Source organism: Dolichospermum heterosporum TAC447, assembly GCF_024584745.1.
In the GTDB taxonomy this organism is placed as follows: Bacteria; Cyanobacteriota; Cyanobacteriia; order Cyanobacteriales; family Nostocaceae; genus Dolichospermum; species Dolichospermum heterosporum.
Genome location: NZ_CP099464.1, coordinates 5,564,948 through 5,585,173, shown reverse-complemented (window position 1 = coordinate 5,585,173; position 20,226 = coordinate 5,564,948). Strand labels below are relative to the sequence as shown.

Sequence of the window (20,226 nt, the reverse complement as noted above, 5' to 3'; positions counted from 1 at the left end):
TGTTATTCAGTTTATGTGAATATTTTGCCATAAATCAGCAGTAACAAACCTTGATAAATGACCAACATTAGTTGTGGCAATCAGAAAATCTGCAACATTTAAAGTTACAGCTTGAGCTACTAAAATTATATCTCCATCAATGGTTTTATCTCCTGCTGTTGGTTGTCCTTGTTGTCGAGCTTGCGCCCAAAAAAAAGCAGCTTGACGCATTACAGTTGTTGTAATTGGTAGATATTCTACCAGTTGAGTTAATTCATCTAAACGAGCAATACCTTTAAATTTATTGGCTCTTAATAATTCTCGTCGCACTTCATAATCAGCAATTTCAGGAATGATAACTCTACTACCTGAAAAAATTAGCATTTGTAGCCATTTAGCGCAAGCAAGGCTTTCATCTGACAATTTTGGATTTGTGATTAAACCTATAGGTCCAGCATCTAATAAAATAACTCGATTCACCAACTGACACCTTTTAATTCTTGCGGAAATAATTGACGATTAGATAACCGGTTTTCATCTAAAGCATTAATTAAATATTCTCCTGTTTCTTGCTGTTCTTGTTCATCACTTTCATCTATCCAAGACTGAAGCACATTAACTATTTTCAATTGTTTTTCTTTTTGCAGAATAGATTTTTGGATAAGTTCCAATGTATAAGTTTCCACAGAAAGTCCTTGCTGTTGTGATTCCTGTATTAAATACTGTTCTAATTCTGGTGGTAAACTGAGGGTTAGTGTCATAAATCTATTGTGAGTCACTTTATATATATATTATAAACCTGGAAAAACAAAAAATTAACTCCAATTTTAATTTTACATGATTTGTTATCATCCTCAAAGCCGATATGAAAAGCCAGAATGCTTATCAGGACGATAACTCCAATCATAGCTGACGATAGTTATCAATTTTATCCCCGAATAAAAAAGTAAGTAGTCATACTAAAACCAACAACAATCACAAATATCCGCACAAAGCGAGGGTCTAATCTCCGCGCATAATGAGCGCACAAATAACCACCAAGAGAACCACCCACAGCCATTAAAATAGCTTGATACCAAGCAATTAAACCAGCGAACATAAAAGGAAAAATAGCGATACCGTTAATACAACTACCAAGAAAAGATTTAAAAGCATTCATAGTGTGAATATTTTTAATACCTAAAAAACTTAAAGTTGCTAACATTAAAATTCCTAAACCTGCACCAAAGAAACCACCATAGATAGATATTGCTAATTGTGCAATCACGAGAATTAATAAAGGTGGAGATTGAGATTCTGATGATTTCTTGCTTTGAAATTGTAACCACATTTTCAAGGGTTCGCTAAATGTAAATATCAGCGTTGCTGAAAGTAACAGATAAGGAAGTAGCTGTTTAAACATATCCGCTGATGTATATAGCAAAATAACAGAGCCAATTCCCCCACCAATTAAACTGGTAATACATAGTATCAAAAGCTGTCGTCGCGGGATGTGCAAATTGTGACGATATGCTCCTGCACTGGCCATAGCTGCAATCCATAAAGCAGTATTATTTGTGGCATTAGCTGTAATTGGCGATATACCAGTAAATATCAAGGTGGGAAATGTAATAAAACTACCACCACCCGCTACAGCATTAAGCGATCCGGCAATGAACGCGGTACTGAAGAGAAGCAAGCTATGGACAAGTGTTAAATTGTTGGGCATTTTGGCTCTGCATTTTGAGAAGAATGTTTGCTAAAAGACTTGTTTTTTAGTAAAAACTATGGAATACTTCTAAATATAATACGCTAATTCGACCAATAAACCGTAGTTAATTAAAAACCCTGGTAGTTTGCCAGTTAAAAAATGTAAGTTGTAGGAGTGAAATTGCTTCACTTCTATCTTTGGCTGTCATTCAACTTGTAATTTTTGCAATTAACCAAAAATTCAAACAAATCTCAATCAAGGAAGGAACTAAATGAGTAACATTCAACTTTATTACACTAAAGGTTCTACTTTCTCCCAAAGAACCCGTGTAGTGTTGCTAGAAAAGGGAATTGATTTTACACCCATTGAAATTGATTTACAGAATAAACCAGAAGCTTTTACCCAAGTTTCTCGCTATGGTAAAGTTCCAGCCATCAAACATGGAGATGTGGAAATATATGAATCTACAATTATCAATGAATATTTAGAGGAAGTATTTTCCAAACCAGCTTTGTTACCTCATGATCCTGCTAAAAAAGCAGTTGCCAGAATTTGGATTGACTATGCTAATACTCGTTTAGTCCCAGCCTTTAATAAATTGCTGCGTGGTAAAGATACACAGGAACAAGAACTGGGACGGAGAGAGTTTTTAGAGTCTCTTTTGTATATTGAGGAAGAAGGATTAGGTAAGCTATCTGGCAATGGTCCTTACTGGTTAGGAGAAAATCTGAGTTTAGTTGATATTAGCTTCTATCCTTGGTTTGAAAGATTACCAGTTTTAGAAAAATTCCGTAATTTTACATTGCCATCAGAAACACCCCATTTGCATCAATGGTGGGAGAATTTACGACAACGGGAATCCATTCAACAAGTTGCTAATCCTACAGAATTTTATGCAGAAAGATTTGCTAAAATTCTTGGTTTAACAGTCATAACGGCGTAAAATGCAGTTTTTGAAATTACTTTAATATTACTGTTAATTAAAGTAAGTTCACTAATAATGAATAGTTTGATTAAATACAAAGAAGGGTAAAAATGACGTTTAAAAGTTTCTCTTTCAAAAGTTTAAAAAAACCTAAGTTATTTGCTTTGGTGACAGTATTTTTTGCCTTTGTAGTAAGTATTCCCTTATTACCTTTGCCAGTATTATCAGCTAATTCTGGTGCTAACATTCAGTTTGTTTCGCCAAATTGGGTAGCTGAAAACGCCAAAGATCCCAACCTCAGAATTTTAGATGTGCGTAATTTTCCTCTCGACTATATAGAAGGACATCTTCCCAATGCTGTAAACATTGCTGATATGGCTTTTAGAGGTCCAAAAGAAGGATTACCAGTACAATATTGGGACAATCAAAAACTAGGCGAAATATTTGCCAATTCAGGAGTAACAAATAATAGTCGTGTACTCGTATATTCAGATGGTAGAGATGTTTTAGGTGCGACAATGGTTGCTTATTTACTAGAACGTTCTGGATTGAAAGATATTGCCGTATTAGATGGTGGTTATACTGGTTATAAAACTGATCAAGTTGTCACAAAAGAATTTCCTAAATACTCAGTCAGTAAATTCACAGTTCGGGATAACCCTTCAGTGCGTGTGAGTTTAAATGATGTGAGAAAATTTATTGGTAAGCCAGGAGTTACCTTTATTGATCCTAGACCAGAAAAATTGTTCCGGGGTGAAGAAAATATTTGGATACGCAATGGACATATTCCTGGTGCGCGGAATATTCCTTGGGTAACATTTACAGATGCTAAAAATCCTCACAAATTAAAGTCATTAGATGAGATTAAGAAAATTCTGGCAGATAAAAAGATTACTCCTGGAAACGACATTATTGTTTCTTGTAGTACAGGACGGGAAGCTACATTACAATATGTGGTTTTAAAGCATCTGCTTAATTATCCCAAAGTCAGAATCTATGAAGGTTCTTGGACAGAATATAGCACTCATAAAGATTTACCAGTGGCTACAGGAGAAGAGAAAATAAGTTAGAAGAAGACAAGTTAAAAGTCTTTTAACATGAACTCATAATCAATGTTAATTTCTGCCTCTTTTCCACAAAATTTTGAAAAATAAATCCATGAGCTATGCAAGTAATTTTGCTAATCACTGCTGCAATTTTCATCTTTAGTCCAGTATATGTATTTGCTGCTAATAATCTTGATCAAGATAACTTGGTCAGTTGTAGAAGTAGTAAAGACGAACCTCCCAGTGATTCTAAAAGCGATAGCTCAGGAGCTTAATACGGTGTAAAATGCGGTTTTTAATATTGCTACTAATTCAAGTAGTTACACTCATATCGCTATTCACCAATTCACCAGCATTTGCCGTTAATACTTGCCCTCCAGGAATGGTAATGATTTCTGGAGGGGTAGAGTCGAGGGGAATGTTGCCACTCCACCCCTCTCTTCCGAAACCGTGCTTGCGATTATTCACCGCACACGGCTACTCAATGTGCAATCCTATTGTCATTAACAGACTTCTGACTACCATCAAGGGCAGTTTTTTCATCATGGCAATGTCGATGTAATAGTTGAAGATTAACCCACTCGTCTTTTCCTCCAATGGATTGTGGGATTTTATGGTCAACTTCCATTACATCTTGTTCGCGAAAGTATAATCCGCACGCCCGACATTTACCCTGTTGTTGTTTTAACAATATTGCCTTTCTATTTGGCAATTCAGGATGTCTGCCTAGTCTTGTACTCCAATAAACCAAATCGCCATCATAGGGACTTTTACCACTTTTAACTAGCACATATCTATTGCTACTACTAGCAAATTCTGTGTGCGAGATTAATCGTATAAGGTTATCTCCATTTTTTGTAACAAAGACCAATTTTCTGTTACCAATGGGTCGCCAGTATATGCGATGGGCTTTCTTGGCGTTTCCAGTCCGGCGTTTTCCCCATCTCCGAAGTTTTAGATATACCAAATTATCTTGTTTGGAGAAGTCTCCCGATGTTCCACTATCTGAGGCTTTATAATAAGCACTCCATCCCCTAATTACGGGATTGAGGTCTTTAATAAGTGCCGATTGTGGCGATAATCTGTGCAATTTAATGATGTCAGCAATTTCTCGCTGATGTGTCTTAATTGCTTTCTTTGATGGGGTAATGAGTGTGTCAAAACCCAATTTTCTACCGTGGTTATCTTCATCACTTCGATATTTACCCCTTGGGAATTGCTGAATATGATGACCGAGAAAGTCAAATCCAGCAATACCATCTTCACTCTTATTGGGTTCGAGTGTGTGAGCAACACGGGTTTTGGAGGGCTTTAACTGTAAGCCAATACCAGCTAACCATTCAGAAATTACAGCCATACACCCGGAAATTACGGACTTGTTTTCGTGCAAAAGTACGAAATCATCGGCGTATCGGATGACACCAATAGAACGGCGTTTCTCCATTCTACTTAGCTTTTTGAAGGTTAAGTTTTCAACGTAATCCTTAACAACCGTTTCTAATCCGTGCAAGGCGATATTCGCTAAAAGTGGTGATAAAATTCCGCCTTGTGGCGTACCACTTGATGTAGCTGTAAATACTCCCTTGTCTATCACCCCAGATTTCAACCAGGCTTTTATTTGTCGCCTGAGTGATGGAAAGGTGTTCACTTTTCGGAGTAATTCGTGATGATTAATACAATCAAAGCACTTGGCTACGTCCGCATCTAATACGTATTTAGCCTTTGTTTGTATACAATTTTTAATGTGCTTGATTGCGTCTTGGCACGACCTGCCAGGTCTAAAGCCGTAGCTTCCCGGCTCGAAGAGGGCTTCCCACTCTGGTTCGAGTACCGCTTTGACTACAGCTTGGAGGGCGCGGCTTTCAATTGTGGGTATTGATAAGGGGCGTTTTTCGTTGCTCCCAGGCTTAGGTATCCATATCCTACGTGTAGGTTTGGATTTTCCTGTAAGCTTTAATTGCCCTGCTAGTTTAAGACGCGCTGCTGGGGATAATGATTTTATACCATCCACTCCTGCGGTCTTTTTTCCTTGGTTTTCAACTGTTACCCGTCGAACCGCTAGTATCCTATTAGACCAAGATCTCATTAACGTTTTCTGGAGTTTGCGGAGTCGTTTGACATCACCACAGCGTGAAGCAGCATAGATGCGTTTTTGCAACTTGAAAATGTATTTCTCAGCTTTTCGCCAATTAATCGTCTTCCATCCCTCTGTATTCGATATCGAATCAGATTTAGGCTTATTCATTGCTACTTGTACCTCTAGCTTTTTGGCACATTGCGGTTCACGTCAGCATATCCCGGACATTACTCCATCCGTTTTCAGGCTTTGACCGTTAATTCGGTCTGGGCATTAGCTTCTTAAACCATCCTTTCCTCAGTAAAATTTGTAGCCTGACCGCTTACCTGTTAATCGACCGTAACGGGAATTTACATGAGGGTTACTTCGTTCCTGATATCCATTGGTTAGAGACTTTAGGGTATGCCTTTCCACCGGGGGTCTAGGTAGTGCGCTAACTCGGTACGTAGATACTGTTAGACCTTACCCAAGCCGGATATTCCCAACCCAGGGTGTGACCGAATCACAAGCTTATATCCCCTGGCTATTTTTAACGGTGGCTCAACGACATTTAGCCTGCTCTACCCCACGATTCTCCAGCACAATTGTGTTGGCTCGCTTATAGACCTCTTGCTTGCGGAGGATGTTTTCAGCAATTGCCATCTTTATCCGCTTTCGTCCCCGCTTTACGGATTTGATAGTCAGTCTCTTCCGTAGGGGCTACCAGTTTTCTGGTAATTTACGTGCTTTCAGCCCCGCACCAGGGCGGTAAGATTTGGTTTTCTAGGTTACTCACCTCACTTACATGGATATCAAGTTATCATCGGTGGAGGATAAAAGTGCGAACTCAACCCAATAAGAGTTACTCTACCGAAGCCTGGAATCCCCCCAACATCTGGGTTTCTCCAGAACGAATCGCACTACATTCAAAATGGGAGCGGATGATTCTGGTTTTGTAGAAGAGCGAGGGGCTGAGAATGTAACAGTTAGTTCCTTCTGCATTGATAAATATGAGGTGACAAACGCCCAATTTGCTGAGTTTGTCAAAGCCACAAAGTATGTAACAGTTGCAGAACGTCCGTTATCAAAAGAACAGTTTCCCGACTTACCAGAGGAGCAGAGATTACCAGGTTCACTGGTATTTCAAATGCCAAAACAAGGCGTTAAGCAAGTTCAGCTTCTCAGTTGGTGGCATTGGACACCCGGTGCTAATTGGCAGCATCCTTTTGGGACTGATAGCAGCATTACGGAGAAAGAAAACTATCCAGTGGTGCATATTGCTTACGAAGATGCTCTAGCCTACGCAAAATGGGCAGGAAAATCATTACCAACAGAAGCACAGTGGGAATATGCCGCTCGTGGTGGGTTGGATGGAGCAGTTTATACCTGGGGTAATGAATATTCTGCCAAAAAAGCCAATACTTGGCAGGGAATCTTTCCCTTTTTTAATACCAAAACTGATGGTTATGTAGGAACGGCAAAAGTAGGCTCTTTTCCAGCCAATGGTTATGGACTTTACGACATGACCGGCAACGTTTGGGAATGGACTTCCGACTGGTTCAGCATAGGACAGGATAACAAAGCCCACAATGTCAACCCCACTGGACCAAATAAAAGTTTTGACCCCAAAAAACCCACAGAAACTGCTCTCCATGTCATCAAAGGCGGCTCTTACCTATGTGCGCCAAACTATTGTAGCCGCTACCGTCCAGCAGCACGAGAATCAGAATCTCCCGATACCGGAACAACCCATATCGGCTTTCGATTAGTGAAGAACTTACAAGACTAACGCAAAATATCTCTCTAACCCTCTTTCCTCCGTGTCCTCTGTGCCTCTGTGGTTCGTTAAAAGTTAAAAGATTAAGCCTCACGCAAAGACGCAAAGGCGCAAAGTTGCAGATTTTTTATACAAGGTTATTGTATGTCACATTCAATTATACAGGTGCTGTCTCTATCTTTCCTCATCACATGGTTGATGGTAACAAGCCCCGCCCTAGCAGATACAGGAAAAGTATTACCGATTAATCCACCGTCTTTTAAAGGTAAAATCGGTATAACTTACAAAGAGTCAACACCGGATTTTCCCGCACCAATTAAAGCCCCGGAAAAAGCCCCCAATGTACTATTAGTATTATTGGATGATGTAGGTTTTGGGCAAGCGAGTACATTTGGTGGTGCTATAGAAACTCCGAATTTGACTCATTTGGCTGAAAAAGGATTACGTTACAACCAATTCCACACTACAGCCCTTTGTTCACCTACCAGAGCAGCTTTATTAACTGGACGCAATCATCATTCAGTGGGTACAGGTGTAGTTGCAGAGTTAGCATCAGGCTTTCCCGGTTACACAACTATTTTACCCAAGAGCGCTGCTACTGTAGCGGAAGTATTACGGCAGAATGGTTATAACACAGCAGCTTTCGGTAAATGGCACAATACACCAGATTATGAAACCAGTGCGGCTGGTCCATTTGACCGCTGGCCGACAGGGTTGGGATTTGAGTATTTTTACGGTTTCTTAGGTGGTGATACTAACCAATGGAGTCCGGCTTTGGTAGAAAATACCCAGCGGATTGCACCACCAACCAATAATCCTGATTACCATTTGACTCCAGATTTAGTAGATCATGCGATCGCCTGGATTCATTCTCAACAGTCTATAGCCCCCGATAAGCCTTTCTTTACCTATTTGGCTACCGGTGCTACCCATGCACCTCATCACGCCCCCAAAGTCTGGATAGACAAGTATCAAGGCAAATTTGATCAAGGCTGGGATAAATTACGAGCAGAAACCTTTGCGCGTCAGAAACAACTGGGTGTAATTCCTGCTAATGCCCAACTTACTCCCCGTCCCAAAGAATTACCAGCGTGGGATTCCTTATCTCCAGATGATCAAAAAATCTATGCCCATGAAATGGAAGTATTTGCGGGATTTTTAGCATATACAGACCATGAAGTAGGAAGATTAATTAATGCCATTGACCAAATCGGGGAATTAGACAATACCTTAGTTTTCTACATTGTTGGTGATAACGGTGCTAGTGCAGAAGGTGGTTTAGCAGGTAGCGTCAATGAATTAAAAGTTTTTAATAAAGTACCCGAAAGTCGAGAACAACTATTAGCTTCTTTAAATGACTTAGGTAGTCCCAAAACCTTTAATCATTATCATGCAGCTTGGGCATGGGCAGGTACAACACCCTTTCAATGGACAAAACAAATAGCCTCTCACTTTGGTGGCACTCGTAACCCCTTAATTATTGCATGGGGCGATCGCATTAAAGATCAAGGCGGACTTCGTAGCCAATTCCATCATGTTATTGATATTACGCCAACTATTTTTGAAGCTGTGGGAATTACTGCACCTACTAAAGTTAACGGGGTAAAACAACAGAAACTAGAAGGTACTAGCCTAGTTTACACATTTGATAGTTCTGATGCTCCTTCTGAGCGTAAAACCCAGTATTTCGAGATGTTCGGAAACCGCGCTATTTATGATGAGGGATGGGTAGCTGCGGCTCGTCATCCTCGATTACCTTGGCAAGGTACAATTAATGCTGACTTCGAGAAAGATCCTTGGGAACTATACAACATTGAGGAAGATTTCAGCGAAGCGAATAATCTAGCAACTGAAAATCCAGAAAAACTGCAAAAACTGCAAAAACTGTTTTTATCAGAAGCCCGTAAACACAAAGTTCTACCATTAGATGATCGCCTTTCTGAACGTTTTGATGTTCAAAGTCGTCCTTCCCCGGCCGCAGGACGCACAACTTTTACTTACTATTCTAGTGGAGTCAGTATTCCCGAAGGTAGCGCCCCAAGTTTAAAAAATAGATCATTTAGTATTACCGCTGATGTGGAAATTCCCGAAAGTGGTGCAGAAGGTGTTCTCTTAACTCAAGGTGGACGTTTTGCTGGTTGGGGATTTTTCCTCGAAGATAGTAAACCAACTTACGTTTACAACTTTGTAAATTCGGAACGCTACATTATTCAATCTCCTGAAAAATTACCCCCAGGTAAATCAACAATCAGATTTAATTTTGATTATGACGGTGGTGAAGTTGGTGCTGGTGGAAATGGGAAGTTATTTATTAATGATCAACAGGTAGCTGAGGGTCGGATTGAAAAAACTTTACCCTACCGTTTGGCTTTAAATGAAACTTTTGATGTTGGTAGAGATACAGGTACTCCGATTGTGGAAACTTATCAAGTACCGTTTGCATTCACAGGTAATTTACAGAAAGTTACTTTGAATTTGAAGTAATTTTTGTCTCACGCAAATGTAGGTTGGGTTGTTCGCGTCAGCGTTGCGGAGCAATGGAACGAAACCCAACGTTTACCGACGTTTGTTGGGTTGCGCTATCGCTTAACCCAACCTACAGATTTATTGAAAGTGAAATAAAAAATTATGAACGAAATTATCCCTATCCTTGACAAAATTGCATTTTTGGCTTTTGTTGTTGCTACTATGTTTGGTACAGGTTTAAAGTTAACTTTACAGCAGATTTGGCAACCTCTTCGTAATATCCGTTTGGTTTTTTTATCGCTATTAACAAATTTTGTTCTAGTGCCACTTTTTGTATATTTGTTGCTGCAAGTAATACCTGTTAATGAACCTGTGAAAGATGGTTTTATTATCATGGCATTAGCATCAGGTCCTCCAGCATTACCTAAACTTGCCCAAATAGTGAAGGGGAATTTAGCTTTTTCTACAGGGTTGATGATGATGTTAATGTTCGGCACTATTTTTTATATGCCGATTGTATTACCATTAGTTTTGCAAGGTGTAGAAGTCAATTCTTGGGATATTGCTAAACCTTTAATATTAATGATGCTAACACCATTGGGAATTGGATTATTAATTAAGGCAAAATATCAAGATATCGCTTTAAATCTCCAAACAATTACTTTCAAAATATCTAATTTTGGATTGCTTTTAGGTTTAGGAGTGAGGTTGATAGTACACTTCAATGAAATTCTTGTTTTATTGAAAACTGGAGTGATCTTTATTTGTGCTATTTTTATTATCTTCTCTTTTACTGTGGGTTATTTGTTGGGTGGTCCTGGTATTGATACTCAAAGAGTTTTAGGAGTAGGAACTGCACAACGTAATTTTGCCGCAGCATTGTTAATAGGTACGAGCAATTTTGATAATCCGAATGTGATCAGTGTGATTATGGTGACGAGTTTATTAATGATGGTTTCAGTTCTAATTTTGGGTAAAAATCTAACAGAATTAGATCAAGAAGAAGGTATGGGTGCGGAAATAAAGCAGCTTGAAGTTTAGTAATGACATTAAAATGATTGTATCCCTCGCAGTTGCAAGGGTTTTAAGTTAATGGGTACGACAGGACTCGAACCTGTGACCGTCCGCTTAGAAGGCGGATGCTCTATCCAACTGAGCTACGTACCCATGAAACCTTTACCATTATATCTAAAATTGTCTAAATAGGCAAGAGGAAATTAAAAGTTTCCTAGTTTCGTAATAAACTGCAAGTGATATTGATCTGCCATCTGCTATATTTTATTCAATGTGCAAAAAATATTACATTCAGAGCATTTACTTAGTTAGTCTCTATGAGTAGATATTACGATAATTCATCTGCCGTTAAGTCCCTATCAACTACTCAAAATCTTGTTTTAGCTGGTGTTAGCTGGGCTTTCTTAGCATTGTTATACTTTTTGTTGTTTAGTACCAAAATCCCCGACCCAGTGCAAAGAGGAATAGAAGTCCACGCTCAGTGGTATGTAATTGGCACAAATATTTTTAAAGCTGTGGCTTATTTGGTCGCAAGTCTCTTATGCTGGAGGAACTAGCGGAGTACCCAAATGGTTAGTAGTGGAAAAGTCTGGCTGTCAATCGGGTTAGGAATGTTTGCCTATTTTATAGGTGGACTCGTTTTCGGCTATACAGAAATCGTCCTAAAACAAGATCCAGATGTATCTATTGCTGATATATTTTTTGTCCTCACATATTTATGTTTAGGGAATGGTATGGCTTTAGCCTTGGTTTCTCGCCGAATTAACCTGGAAGCACGGCAGTGGCTAATTGTGGCGGCAGTTGGAGCATTAGGCAGTTTTCTAGCTTGGTTGATTTCTCAAAAGGAAAAAGCATCAACTGAACAAATTGCCTTTTTGCTGAATTTGTTTTACATAGTTAGCGATGTGGCGTTACTAATGATTGCCACAACTATGCTACTGGCTTTTTGGGTAGGTACAGTCTCCTTGTCTTGGCGAATGACTGCCGCAGCCGCATTTTCGCTCTACATTGCAGATATGTGGTTTAAATTCGCTCAAAGACCGGATTATCAAAGTGGAGACATACTAGAAGTATTCTGGGTGTTTAGTGGAGTGTTATTCGGTCTGGGTGCTGTCCTAGAATATGACGCATCATTGAGTCTTAAACGCCGAGACCGTGGACGCAAACGAACTTAACAAATTTTGGTGTCTACCGTGAGAAAATTAACAGATTCTGACAAACAAGAAATTCTCAAGCTATATCGAGAAACTGCCGAAACAACCTCGACTTTGGCAGAACGCTATGGTGTGAGTAATTCCACAATTAGCCGACTGCTCAAAAGTACCTTACCAGAAGAAGAGTATGAATTTCTCGTTTCTTTAAAACGTGCTGCTAGAACCCCTGAAGGCAGAGCGCAGGTAAGTTATGAGCAGTTACCGCTGTTGAATCAACCACCATTGACAGTGGAAATTTCTAGCACTGCTGATACGGTGGAGAGGTTATCTGATCTAGAACTAGAACAGCCGACAATAGCAGCAGAACCAGAACCAGAACTAAAACCAGAACCAGAACCAGAACCAGAACCAGAACCAGAAGGTGATTCTGATTTTACTCACCCTATTCCAGTTATTAGACGGGTAAAAACACGCTCCTCAGCCGTGGAAAAACCCAAACTTCCCGTTATTAAGGAAACTCCTGTTGTCAAAGAATTAGAAATTGTCAGACACAAGCCGACAGAAACACCAATTGTCCCCAAATCTAAGATAGATGTAGAATCTCCATATTCACAGCCCAATTTGTTTGCGGAAATCTTGGATGAGGATTTGCTGGATGAACCTGATGATTTGGATGACGATTTAGATGATGATTTGTATGAGGATGAGGAGGATTTTGAGGACGAAGACTATGAAGCCCCAAAACCCCTAGTTACCAGACGCGGAAATGGGGAAGTATCTGTTCAGGTTTTACCATTGTCGGTTGCCCATTTACCAAAAACTTGCTATTTGGTAATTGATCGCTCTGCGGAGTTAATTACCCGTCCACTCAAGGACTTTGGTGATTTGGGTCTGATTCCGAGTCTGGAAAATCAACAGAAAACACTGCCGATTTTTGATAATCATCGTGTGGCTAAACGCTTTTCTACTAAGCGCGATCGCGTGATTAAAGTCCCCGATAGTCAAATGCTCCATAAGGCTAGTAGCCATTTACAAGCTAAGGGGATTACCAGACTGTTAATTGATGGTCAAGTCTACTCTTTGTCTCTAGTCTAAAGGTCATGCAGGTACTTGCTGGTTAGAGTAGTTCACTACTCTAACCACTAGCTCATAAAAATAATGCAAAACGACTAGTACCGCAAGGCGGAAGTCAAAAGTCAAAAGTCAAAAGTCAAAATGAAGACAGTATAGGCTTTTGGAGGATTTAGAATTCCTTGAGGGGGAGATAATGAGTAGTCGAAAATCGTCCCTTTTTATTCTCAATCAGGGTGAGTGGTTATTATTTTTGGCTCTTGCAGATTGGTTATAACCCGCTTCTATTAAATGGGGAATCACAAAAATAATTTCTAATTTTGAAATATAGATGTGATAAAGGTTTGAACTTTTTATTAATAACAAAATATGGCGAACATTTTAAAACATTAATAAATCGGGTTCTACTGTTCCTTTGTATCTTTGGAATCTAGAACAAATTGACGCACCCAAGCAAATCGAACGAGTATTAAAAGCAATGAATTATGAATCTTGAAATAAATTTCAGGCTCAAAGCGAAAACCTGTTTTAACAGGTTATAATTTAATAGATGTTATAGAGGTTATTATGTCTAACTTATCCTTAGAACACAATCAACTTAAACAAACCCTTAAAGAAGCAATAATAGAGATTTTTTCTGAAAATAAAGAGGAATTTTCAGCTATACTTACAGAAATAATTAAAGATATTGCCTTATCAAAATCTTTTGAACCAAGAGAATTAACAGATAGAGAAAAAATAGAAGATCCATTATTAAGTGTTATTGGTATTCTTTCAGGAGAACCAATATCAACAGATAATATTGATGAAGAACTATATGGTTTGGGTGATCATAATGAAATATAAGTCTATTTTTATTGATACTTGGGGATGGTTAGCTTTAGGACATCGTAGAGATAATTATCATCAATCCGTCAAAGAACTCTATTGTCAATTAAAACAACAAAAAACTTTGATATATACCAGTGATTATGTTTTAGATGAATTAATTTCTTTATTATTTAAAAGAGAAAACTTTCAGGAGGCTACAACTTTTATTGAAGGTATCATGCAATCCGCCGAATTAGGTAATTTGCAAATTGAACAGGTGACAACTGATAAATTTCAACTAGCTTATGAATTAAGAAAAAAATTAAACGATAAACCTTATATATCATTTACAGATTTAACTTCTATGATAATTATGGAACAATTAAAAATTCAATATATTCTGACTCAAGATGATCATTTTCTACAATGTGGTATGGGATTTATTAAAATTTTGTAATAAGCGCAAGTAAGTCAATGAATTCATCCCCAAGACCAAAGACATCTTTCAGGTATTATGGGATTACCAAAAAATAAATTACCCAATTTTGTGGGATGGGCATCCTGCCTGTCCTTGGTAATTAGCGGGCAAGACTTGTGCTGAGCTTGTCGTTCGCGTAGCGTGGCGTTAGCCATAGTATGCCCGCACCACAAGAAACTTTTGGGGATTTTTTTAATTGGAAGTCCCTATGTGAAAATGTAGCGGCAGTTTTACAAGCTCAGAGTGCCTGTCTAAGTCATTGGTTGCCCTATTTGAGTCATTGATACTGCAAAGCCCGCAGCCACGTGGAGCGCTTAAACCACTTCATCCACAATCCCAAAATCAACGCCGAAACCTTCTATTTCCCATTGTTAGAGCAGTTTCTGACAGCATAGGAGGGAATATCAAGGACGTTGACACTCGATACCAGCGTGTTATGGTATGAGTATATTAAATATTAATCTCAGTGTCAACTAAAATGATAAGCTACATCATGAATCAAGCTGGCCTCTCACCATGTTAAAATTAAAATATTATTCATAATTCCGACCGATTTTTCGGGGTTTGCATCCGTCTCTTACCCCTTTTACCTGCTTCAACTTACGCCTTATTTTTTGACACAAGTATCTACTGTAATGGTTAACTCTGCTGCTTCTCCTGTAACTAATCGTAAGCCTTCTAAAGTTGAAGGTATCAAAGAAAATAGTAATTTTTTGCGTGAACCTGTGGCGACGGAAATCCTCCAAGACACCACCCACTTTACTGAAGACGCAATTCAGATTCTCAAGTTTCACGGTTCTTATCAACAGGATAACCGTGATAACCGCGTCAAGGGTCAGGAAAAAGATTACCAAATGATGCTGCGGACAAAAAATCCCGGCGGGTTAGTACCCCCAGAGCTATATTTGGCTTTGGATAAATTGGCTGATGAATATGGTAATCATACCCTCAGAGCTACTACTCGCCAAGGCTTTCAACTACATGGTATCCTGAAAAAGAACCTGAAAGCGGCGATCGCTACAATTGTCGAAAATCTCGGTTCAACTTTGGGCGCTTGTGGTGACATTAACCGCAACGTCATGGCTCCGCCAGCCCCCTTTAAAAATCGCTCAGAATATCAGTATGCTTGGGAATATGCCCAAAATATCGCTGATTTACTTTCTCCCCAAACCGGTGCTTATTACGAAATTTGGTTAGACGGGGAAAAAGCCGTTAGCGCCGAAGAACATCCAGATGTTAAAGCAGCCCGACACAGCAACGGTAATGGTACTATTGTTCATGATTCCGTAGAACCTATCTATGGAACTCACTATATGCCTCGCAAATTTAAAATTTGCGTCACAGTTCCGGGAGATAATTCTGTTGATTTATATTCCCAAGATTTGACTTTGGTAGTGATTACCAATAAAAAAGGCACATTAGCAGGATTTAATATTTTTGCTGGTGGTGGTTTGGGGAGAACTCATAATAAGGAAGAAACCTTTGCTAGAGCGGCTGATCCTATCGGTTATGTAGCCAAAGCTGATGTATATAATCTTGTAAAAGCTATAGTTGCGACACAACGAGATTATGGCGATCGCACCGACAGACGACACGCGAGATTAAAATACTTAATTAATGATTGGGGTGTAGATAAATTCCGCACTCAAGTAGAAGAATACCTTGGCAAAAAACTCGAACCATTTAAACCCCTAATCCAGTTTAAATATAAGGACTTTTTGGGCTGGAATGAACAGGGAGACGGTAAACTCTTCTTAGGTATTTCTATTGATAACGGGCGTGTCAAAGATGATGGCACATTTCAACTCAAAACCGCCCTGCGGACAATTGTTGAACAATTTAACCTGCCAATTCGCCTCACAGGTAATCAAAACCTGCTGTTTTACGACATCGCACCAGAAGACAAAGCAGCCATTCAAGAGATTTTGGATAACTGCGGCGTTGTTGCTGACCCTGATCAAATAGCACCATTAACCCGCTATGCTATGGCTTGTCCGGCTTTACCTACCTGTGGTTTAGCAATCACGGAATCAGAACGAGCAATACCGGGTATTTTAGAGAGAATTAGGGCTTTATTAGATAAACTGGGGTTACAAAATCAACATTTTGTGGTCAGAATGACTGGTTGCCCTAACGGTTGCGCTCGTCCTTATATGGCAGAATTGGGTTTAGTGGGTAGTGCGCCAGAATCCTATCAAGTTTGGTTGGGTGGTTCACCACATCAAACCCGGTTAGCACAACCTTTTACAGAAAAATTGCACCATGATGATATTGAAAGTTTCCTAGAACCGATTTTTGTCTTCTTTAAAAAGTTCCGCACACCAAAAGAAAGTTTTGGGGATTTTTGCGACAGATTGGGTTTTGATGCGATTCGGGAATTTGTGGCTGAATACACCCCAGGAGACTCTACCAGCAGTGGTAAATCCCGTCACCGTGTCAGTCTGCGGGATGATTTTTACGCTCAACTCAAGGAAACGGCGGAAAAACAAGAACGACCGATGACTGATTTGGTACATGAGGCTTTGGAGAAGTATTTCCAAACTCTTTAACAATCTCAGCGGCTAAAGCCGCTGAGATTCTTTATCCTATCGGTAGGGATTTAGCTTAAGTTGACACCAATAAGCACTGCTAAATCCCTACACATCAAACGCCTGAATCCTGATTGGGCGCAAGCCCTGCGCCCCTACTCCTGAATTTTCCTGTGTCAATTGTTTGACAATCTCGTAACCACAGTTTAACACTTTGAGCGATCGCACTATTACTACTATCCCTGGGTGGTGCAATAGGTGGTTTGACTGGATAACTACTAGTTTGGGAAAACATCATTACCACAGTCCAGCCAATATTAGTTTTTGTTAAAAATAGCCGATGGAATTCTTGTAATTCTACAGCTTTTTTATGAATATATTTCCGTTCTAATGTAGTAAAAAAAACCTGTCTTACACCCTCCATATTATACTTGTCTCCATTATCAATACCTGGATTTAATGGTAAAGATTTAAACTCTGGTTTACCCGCAGCCAATATATAGGAAAAAGTATCAACACTCCGTTTAAGACGACGAGAACGTTGAATCACCCGGTTAGTATAGCTAGGTAAATCCAGCATCATCTGCGTTGTTAAAGTTTCCAACCTTTGCTCAGAACAGGAATTACTAATTTCGGGATTTATAGGTTGAGAAGGAATATTTTTAGCAATTACTGGGGAGTGAAAATAACTACAGATTATCAACCACGAAAACCACAAAGCAGTGGAGAAATATACCTTTTTTTGAGGGTCTAGCATTGCTCATTAGTGTCAACTGAAAGTAAAACCTATATCCCGCAAGGAACTCAAGTTCCTTGCTAATAGCGAAAGTTGTCTTTTGATGACTAAATATTTGGAAAATTTATTAGTCCGTTTTAACGGACTTGAGCTATGAGACAGGGAATTTATTCCCTGGCGTGTCTATTGAGCATTACTAAACCGTTTCTACCCCCTACAGACTCCTTTGTTCATCACACTGTTTTTAACTCCTCAACAATCTGATTCCAGGCTAACTCAGGTTCAGCCGCCGCTGTAATGGGACGACCGATAACTAGATAATCTGCACCGGCTGTGATAGCTTGGGAGGGAGTGAGCGATCGCTTTTGATCTCCTTTCTCAGCCCAAATTGGTCGTATTCCTGGACAAACCAGTAAAAAATCCTTTTCACAACTTGTTCTTAATTGTTGGACCTCTTGGGGAGAACAAACGACCCCATTTAAACCAGAATTTTGAGCCAATAGTGCCATTTCTAAAGCAAATTCTGGCAATTCGAGGGGAATTTTTAAATCAAACGCCAATTGTCGCGCCGAAATACTGGTTAACAACGTAATAGCGATTAATTTCGGTGGTTTTGTTCCCGCTTTTTCCGCCCCAATTTGCACAGCTTCCGCCGCCGCTTTTAAAGCATCTTTACCACAAGTTGCGTGAATTGTCAATAAATCCACCCCATAACTAGCCGCAGCCCGACAAGCACCAGCAACAGTATTGGGGATATCGTGAAATTTCAAATCGAGGAAAATCCGCTTTTCTTGAGATTTGAGGATATCCAGAATCTTGGGACCTGTGCTAGTAAACAACTCCAAACCAACTTTCCAGAAAGTGACTTGAGGAAGTTTATCAACAAGAGCGATCGCACTATCTAAATCTGGTACATCTAAAGGAACAATAATTTTGTCAGTTGTCATTGGTCATTGGTCATTGGTCATTGGGAAGCATCTTCTTTCTGTCACCTGTCACCTGTCACCTGTCACCTGTCACCTGTCACCTGTCACCTGTCACCTGTCACCTGTCACCTGTCACCTGTCACCTGTCACCTGTCACCTGTCACCTGTCACCTGTCACCTGTCACCTGTCACCTGTCACCTGTCACCTGTCACCTGTCACCTGTCACCTGTCACCTGTCACCTGTCACCTGTCACCTGTTCTCTGTTCCCTATCCTGCCACTAAACGCACAAACTTATTTTTACCAACTTGTAAAACTTTACCGTTTAATTCGCTAGGTTGTGAAAAAGAGGTATCAATATCAGTAATTTTATTTCCATCTAGGCGCACACCACCTTCTTGGATTTTGCGTTTTCCTTCGCCACCGCTTTTACATAAACCGGTAGCACCAAGAATAAAAGCTAATTTAGCAGGAAATTGAGGAATAGCAGCCAGAGAAAATTCCGGTAACGTTCCCTCCTTACCACCACTTTTCGCAGCTTCCTTCGCCTCATTAGCCACCTGTTCACCATGATACTGACAGACAATTTCCCAAGCTAAAAATTCTTGGGCGTGGCGCGGGTTTTCTGGCAAACTATCCAAAGGTAAATCCGTCAGCAATTCAAAATACTGTGACAGTAAATTATCCGGTACACCTTGAAATTTTTGATACTTTTGGGAAGGATGTTCCCCCAACCCCACATAATTACCTAAAGACTTAGACATCTTTTGGACACCATCAGTACCAATAAGAATTGGCAATAACAATCCAAACTGAGGCTTCAGACCAAAATGGCGTTGTAAATCTCGTCCCACAGCAATGTTAAATTTTTGATCAGTCCCTCCCAGTTCTACATCAGCCTCCACAGCCACAGAATCATAACCTTGCATCAGTGGATACAGGAACTCATGAAGAAAAATCGGACTCTCTTGTTTATAACGTTCCGCAAAACCTTCCTTGGCTAACATCTGTCCTACGGTCATCGTTGAAAGTAACTCCAAAGTTTTCCCCAAATCTAGACGAGAAAGCCATTCTGAGTTATAACGTACCTCAAGTCTACCAGGTGTATCAAAATCTAAAATAGGACGGACTTGGTCAAGATAAGTTTGGGCATTTTGTGCTACATCAGCTTCTGTCAACTGACGACGCACCTCAGATTTACCAGTAGGATCACCAATGCGGGCTGTAAAATCACCAATAATGAGAACTGCTGTGTGACCAGCATCTTGAAACGCCCGTAACTTTCGTACAGGTATGCTGTGACCAAAATGAATATCTGCTCCCGTAGGGTCAATACCCAGTTTAATTCTTAAAGGGCGGTCAGAATTGAGTAATCGCTTTTCCAAACTTTCCGTATCATTATCACCAACATGGGGTTGCGGAAAAATTTCTGCCACACCACGATGCAACCAAGAGAAATTTTGCGTCATACTAAGAAATTCACTATTAACTATACTTTCCACACTAAAAGTTAAGTTTATTATGTTCACAAACCAATTATTTGTCCTTTCTTCTGCCAGATTACTATAAT

The 20,226-nt window shown here is 39.7% G+C and carries 20 protein-coding genes, 1 tRNA gene and 2 pseudogenes; 14 read left to right on the top strand and 9 right to left on the bottom strand.

Going from position 1 to position 20,226, the window contains the following annotated elements; genetic code table 11:
* Nucleotides 1–6: 6 nt before the first annotated feature.
* From NG743_RS25445 to NG743_RS25435, 3 genes are all read right to left on the bottom strand, one after another.
* The gene (locus NG743_RS25445; protein ID WP_027401269.1) at nucleotides 7–459 is read right to left on the bottom strand and encodes a PIN domain-containing protein; all 453 of its coding nucleotides are present in this window, start codon (nucleotides 457–459) and stop codon (nucleotides 7–9) included.
* On the bottom strand, nucleotides 456–740 hold the full coding sequence (locus tag NG743_RS25440) for a hypothetical protein (protein ID WP_027401270.1): 285 nt from the start codon (nucleotides 738–740) through the stop codon (nucleotides 456–458). The genes NG743_RS25445 and NG743_RS25440 overlap by 4 nt, the downstream gene beginning before the upstream one ends.
* A 167-nt stretch (nucleotides 741–907) precedes the next feature.
* On the bottom strand, nucleotides 908–1,687 hold the full coding sequence (locus NG743_RS25435) for a sulfite exporter TauE/SafE family protein (RefSeq protein WP_027401271.1): 780 nt from the start codon (nucleotides 1,685–1,687) through the stop codon (nucleotides 908–910).
* Nucleotides 1,688–1,940: 253 nt separating this feature from the next.
* Between NG743_RS25435 and NG743_RS25430 the strand changes: the two genes are divergently transcribed.
* The 3 genes from NG743_RS25430 to NG743_RS25420 all read left to right on the top strand — a co-directional run bounded on the left by NG743_RS25430 (nucleotide 1,941) and on the right by NG743_RS25420 (nucleotide 3,915).
* A complete protein-coding gene (locus NG743_RS25430; protein WP_257121132.1) occupies nucleotides 1,941–2,612 on the top strand; it encodes a glutathione S-transferase family protein in 672 nt (223 codons plus the stop codon).
* Nucleotides 2,613–2,704: 92 nt separating this feature from the next.
* The gene (locus NG743_RS25425; protein WP_027401273.1) at nucleotides 2,705–3,664 is read left to right on the top strand and encodes a sulfurtransferase; all 960 of its coding nucleotides are present in this window, start codon (nucleotides 2,705–2,707) and stop codon (nucleotides 3,662–3,664) included.
* 95 nt (nucleotides 3,665–3,759) lie between these two features.
* Complete coding sequence (locus tag NG743_RS25420) at nucleotides 3,760–3,915, top strand: hypothetical protein (protein ID WP_193963285.1); 156 nt, start codon at nucleotides 3,760–3,762, stop codon at nucleotides 3,913–3,915.
* Nucleotides 3,916–3,952: 37 nt separating this feature from the next.
* Here the strand turns inward: NG743_RS25420 and NG743_RS25415 are convergent, their stop codons facing one another.
* Both NG743_RS25415 and NG743_RS25410 read right to left on the bottom strand, forming a co-directional pair.
* Nucleotides 3,953–4,108, bottom strand: a complete 156-nt coding sequence (locus NG743_RS25415) for a hypothetical protein (RefSeq protein ID WP_257121131.1) — start codon at nucleotides 4,106–4,108, stop codon at nucleotides 3,953–3,955.
* A gap of 13 nt (nucleotides 4,109–4,121) precedes the next feature.
* Nucleotides 4,122–5,885: a group II intron reverse transcriptase/maturase gene (locus NG743_RS25410; protein ID WP_257120998.1), complete on the bottom strand. Its 1,764-nt coding sequence runs from the start codon at nucleotides 5,883–5,885 to the stop codon at nucleotides 4,122–4,124.
* A 742-nt stretch (nucleotides 5,886–6,627) separates the two neighbouring features.
* Here NG743_RS25410 and NG743_RS25405 point away from each other — a divergent pair.
* From NG743_RS25405 to NG743_RS25390, 4 genes are all read left to right on the top strand, one after another.
* Entirely contained in the window at nucleotides 6,628–7,485 is an 858-nt protein-coding gene (locus NG743_RS25405) for a formylglycine-generating enzyme family protein (protein WP_257121130.1), read from the top strand.
* Between the two features lie 132 nt (nucleotides 7,486–7,617).
* The gene (locus NG743_RS25400) at nucleotides 7,618–9,957 is read left to right on the top strand and encodes an arylsulfatase (RefSeq protein WP_257121129.1); all 2,340 of its coding nucleotides are present in this window, start codon (nucleotides 7,618–7,620) and stop codon (nucleotides 9,955–9,957) included.
* A gap of 3 nt (nucleotides 9,958–9,960) precedes the next feature.
* The gene (locus tag NG743_RS25395) at nucleotides 9,961–10,095 is read left to right on the top strand and encodes a hypothetical protein (protein WP_255549976.1); all 135 of its coding nucleotides are present in this window, start codon (nucleotides 9,961–9,963) and stop codon (nucleotides 10,093–10,095) included.
* A 6-nt stretch (nucleotides 10,096–10,101) separates the two neighbouring features.
* Nucleotides 10,102–10,980, top strand: a complete 879-nt coding sequence (locus NG743_RS25390; protein ID WP_027401276.1) for a bile acid:sodium symporter family protein — start codon at nucleotides 10,102–10,104, stop codon at nucleotides 10,978–10,980.
* Nucleotides 10,981–11,032: 52 nt separating this feature from the next.
* On the opposite strand, the gene NG743_RS25385 is transcribed toward NG743_RS25390, so the two are convergent.
* A tRNA-Arg gene (locus NG743_RS25385) sits at nucleotides 11,033–11,106 on the bottom strand.
* Between the two features lie 164 nt (nucleotides 11,107–11,270).
* Here NG743_RS25385 and NG743_RS25380 point away from each other — a divergent pair.
* The 6 genes and pseudogenes from NG743_RS25380 to sir all read left to right on the top strand — a co-directional run bounded on the left by NG743_RS25380 (nucleotide 11,271) and on the right by sir (nucleotide 17,015).
* A pseudogene (locus NG743_RS25380) lies at nucleotides 11,271–12,128 on the top strand (hypothetical protein).
* An 18-nt stretch (nucleotides 12,129–12,146) separates the two neighbouring features.
* A complete protein-coding gene (locus NG743_RS25375) occupies nucleotides 12,147–13,202 on the top strand; it encodes a hypothetical protein (protein ID WP_027401277.1) in 1,056 nt (351 codons plus the stop codon).
* Between the two features lie 543 nt (nucleotides 13,203–13,745).
* Nucleotides 13,746–14,024, top strand: a complete 279-nt coding sequence (locus tag NG743_RS25370; protein ID WP_035081351.1) for a hypothetical protein — start codon at nucleotides 13,746–13,748, stop codon at nucleotides 14,022–14,024.
* Nucleotides 14,014–14,445 carry a type II toxin-antitoxin system VapC family toxin gene (locus tag NG743_RS25365; RefSeq protein ID WP_027401278.1) on the top strand — a complete coding sequence of 144 codons (432 nt, stop codon included), beginning with the start codon at nucleotides 14,014–14,016 and terminating at the stop codon, nucleotides 14,443–14,445. Before NG743_RS25370 ends, NG743_RS25365 begins: the two co-directional genes overlap by 11 nt.
* Before the next feature lie 233 nt (nucleotides 14,446–14,678).
* A pseudogene (locus tag NG743_RS25360) lies at nucleotides 14,679–14,858 on the top strand (IS4 family transposase); the annotation flags it as partial.
* 243 nt (nucleotides 14,859–15,101) lie between these two features.
* Nucleotides 15,102–17,015 (top strand): sulfite reductase, ferredoxin dependent, encoded by a 1,914-nt coding sequence (gene sir, locus NG743_RS25355; protein ID WP_027401279.1) that lies wholly within the window; start codon nucleotides 15,102–15,104, stop codon nucleotides 17,013–17,015.
* A 94-nt stretch (nucleotides 17,016–17,109) separates the two neighbouring features.
* On the opposite strand, the gene NG743_RS25350 is transcribed toward sir, so the two are convergent.
* The gene (locus NG743_RS25350) at nucleotides 17,110–17,751 is read right to left on the bottom strand and encodes a hypothetical protein (RefSeq protein ID WP_257121128.1); all 642 of its coding nucleotides are present in this window, start codon (nucleotides 17,749–17,751) and stop codon (nucleotides 17,110–17,112) included.
* Between the two features lie 212 nt (nucleotides 17,752–17,963).
* Entirely contained in the window at nucleotides 17,964–18,677 is a 714-nt protein-coding gene (gene pyrF / locus NG743_RS25345) for an orotidine-5'-phosphate decarboxylase (RefSeq protein ID WP_193962864.1), read from the bottom strand.
* On the opposite strand from pyrF, the gene NG743_RS25340 reads away from it, so the two are divergent.
* Nucleotides 18,671–18,940 carry a hypothetical protein gene (locus NG743_RS25340; protein ID WP_257121127.1) on the top strand — a complete coding sequence of 90 codons (270 nt, stop codon included), beginning with the start codon at nucleotides 18,671–18,673 and terminating at the stop codon, nucleotides 18,938–18,940. The two genes, pyrF and NG743_RS25340, sit on opposite strands and share 7 nt — an antisense overlap.
* Here the strand turns inward: NG743_RS25340 and tyrS are convergent.
* Nucleotides 18,926–20,125 (bottom strand): tyrosine--tRNA ligase, encoded by a 1,200-nt coding sequence (tyrS, locus tag NG743_RS25335; RefSeq protein ID WP_027401281.1) that lies wholly within the window; start codon nucleotides 20,123–20,125, stop codon nucleotides 18,926–18,928. The genes NG743_RS25340 and tyrS overlap by 15 nt on opposite strands.
* Nucleotides 20,126–20,226 lie beyond the last annotated feature (101 nt).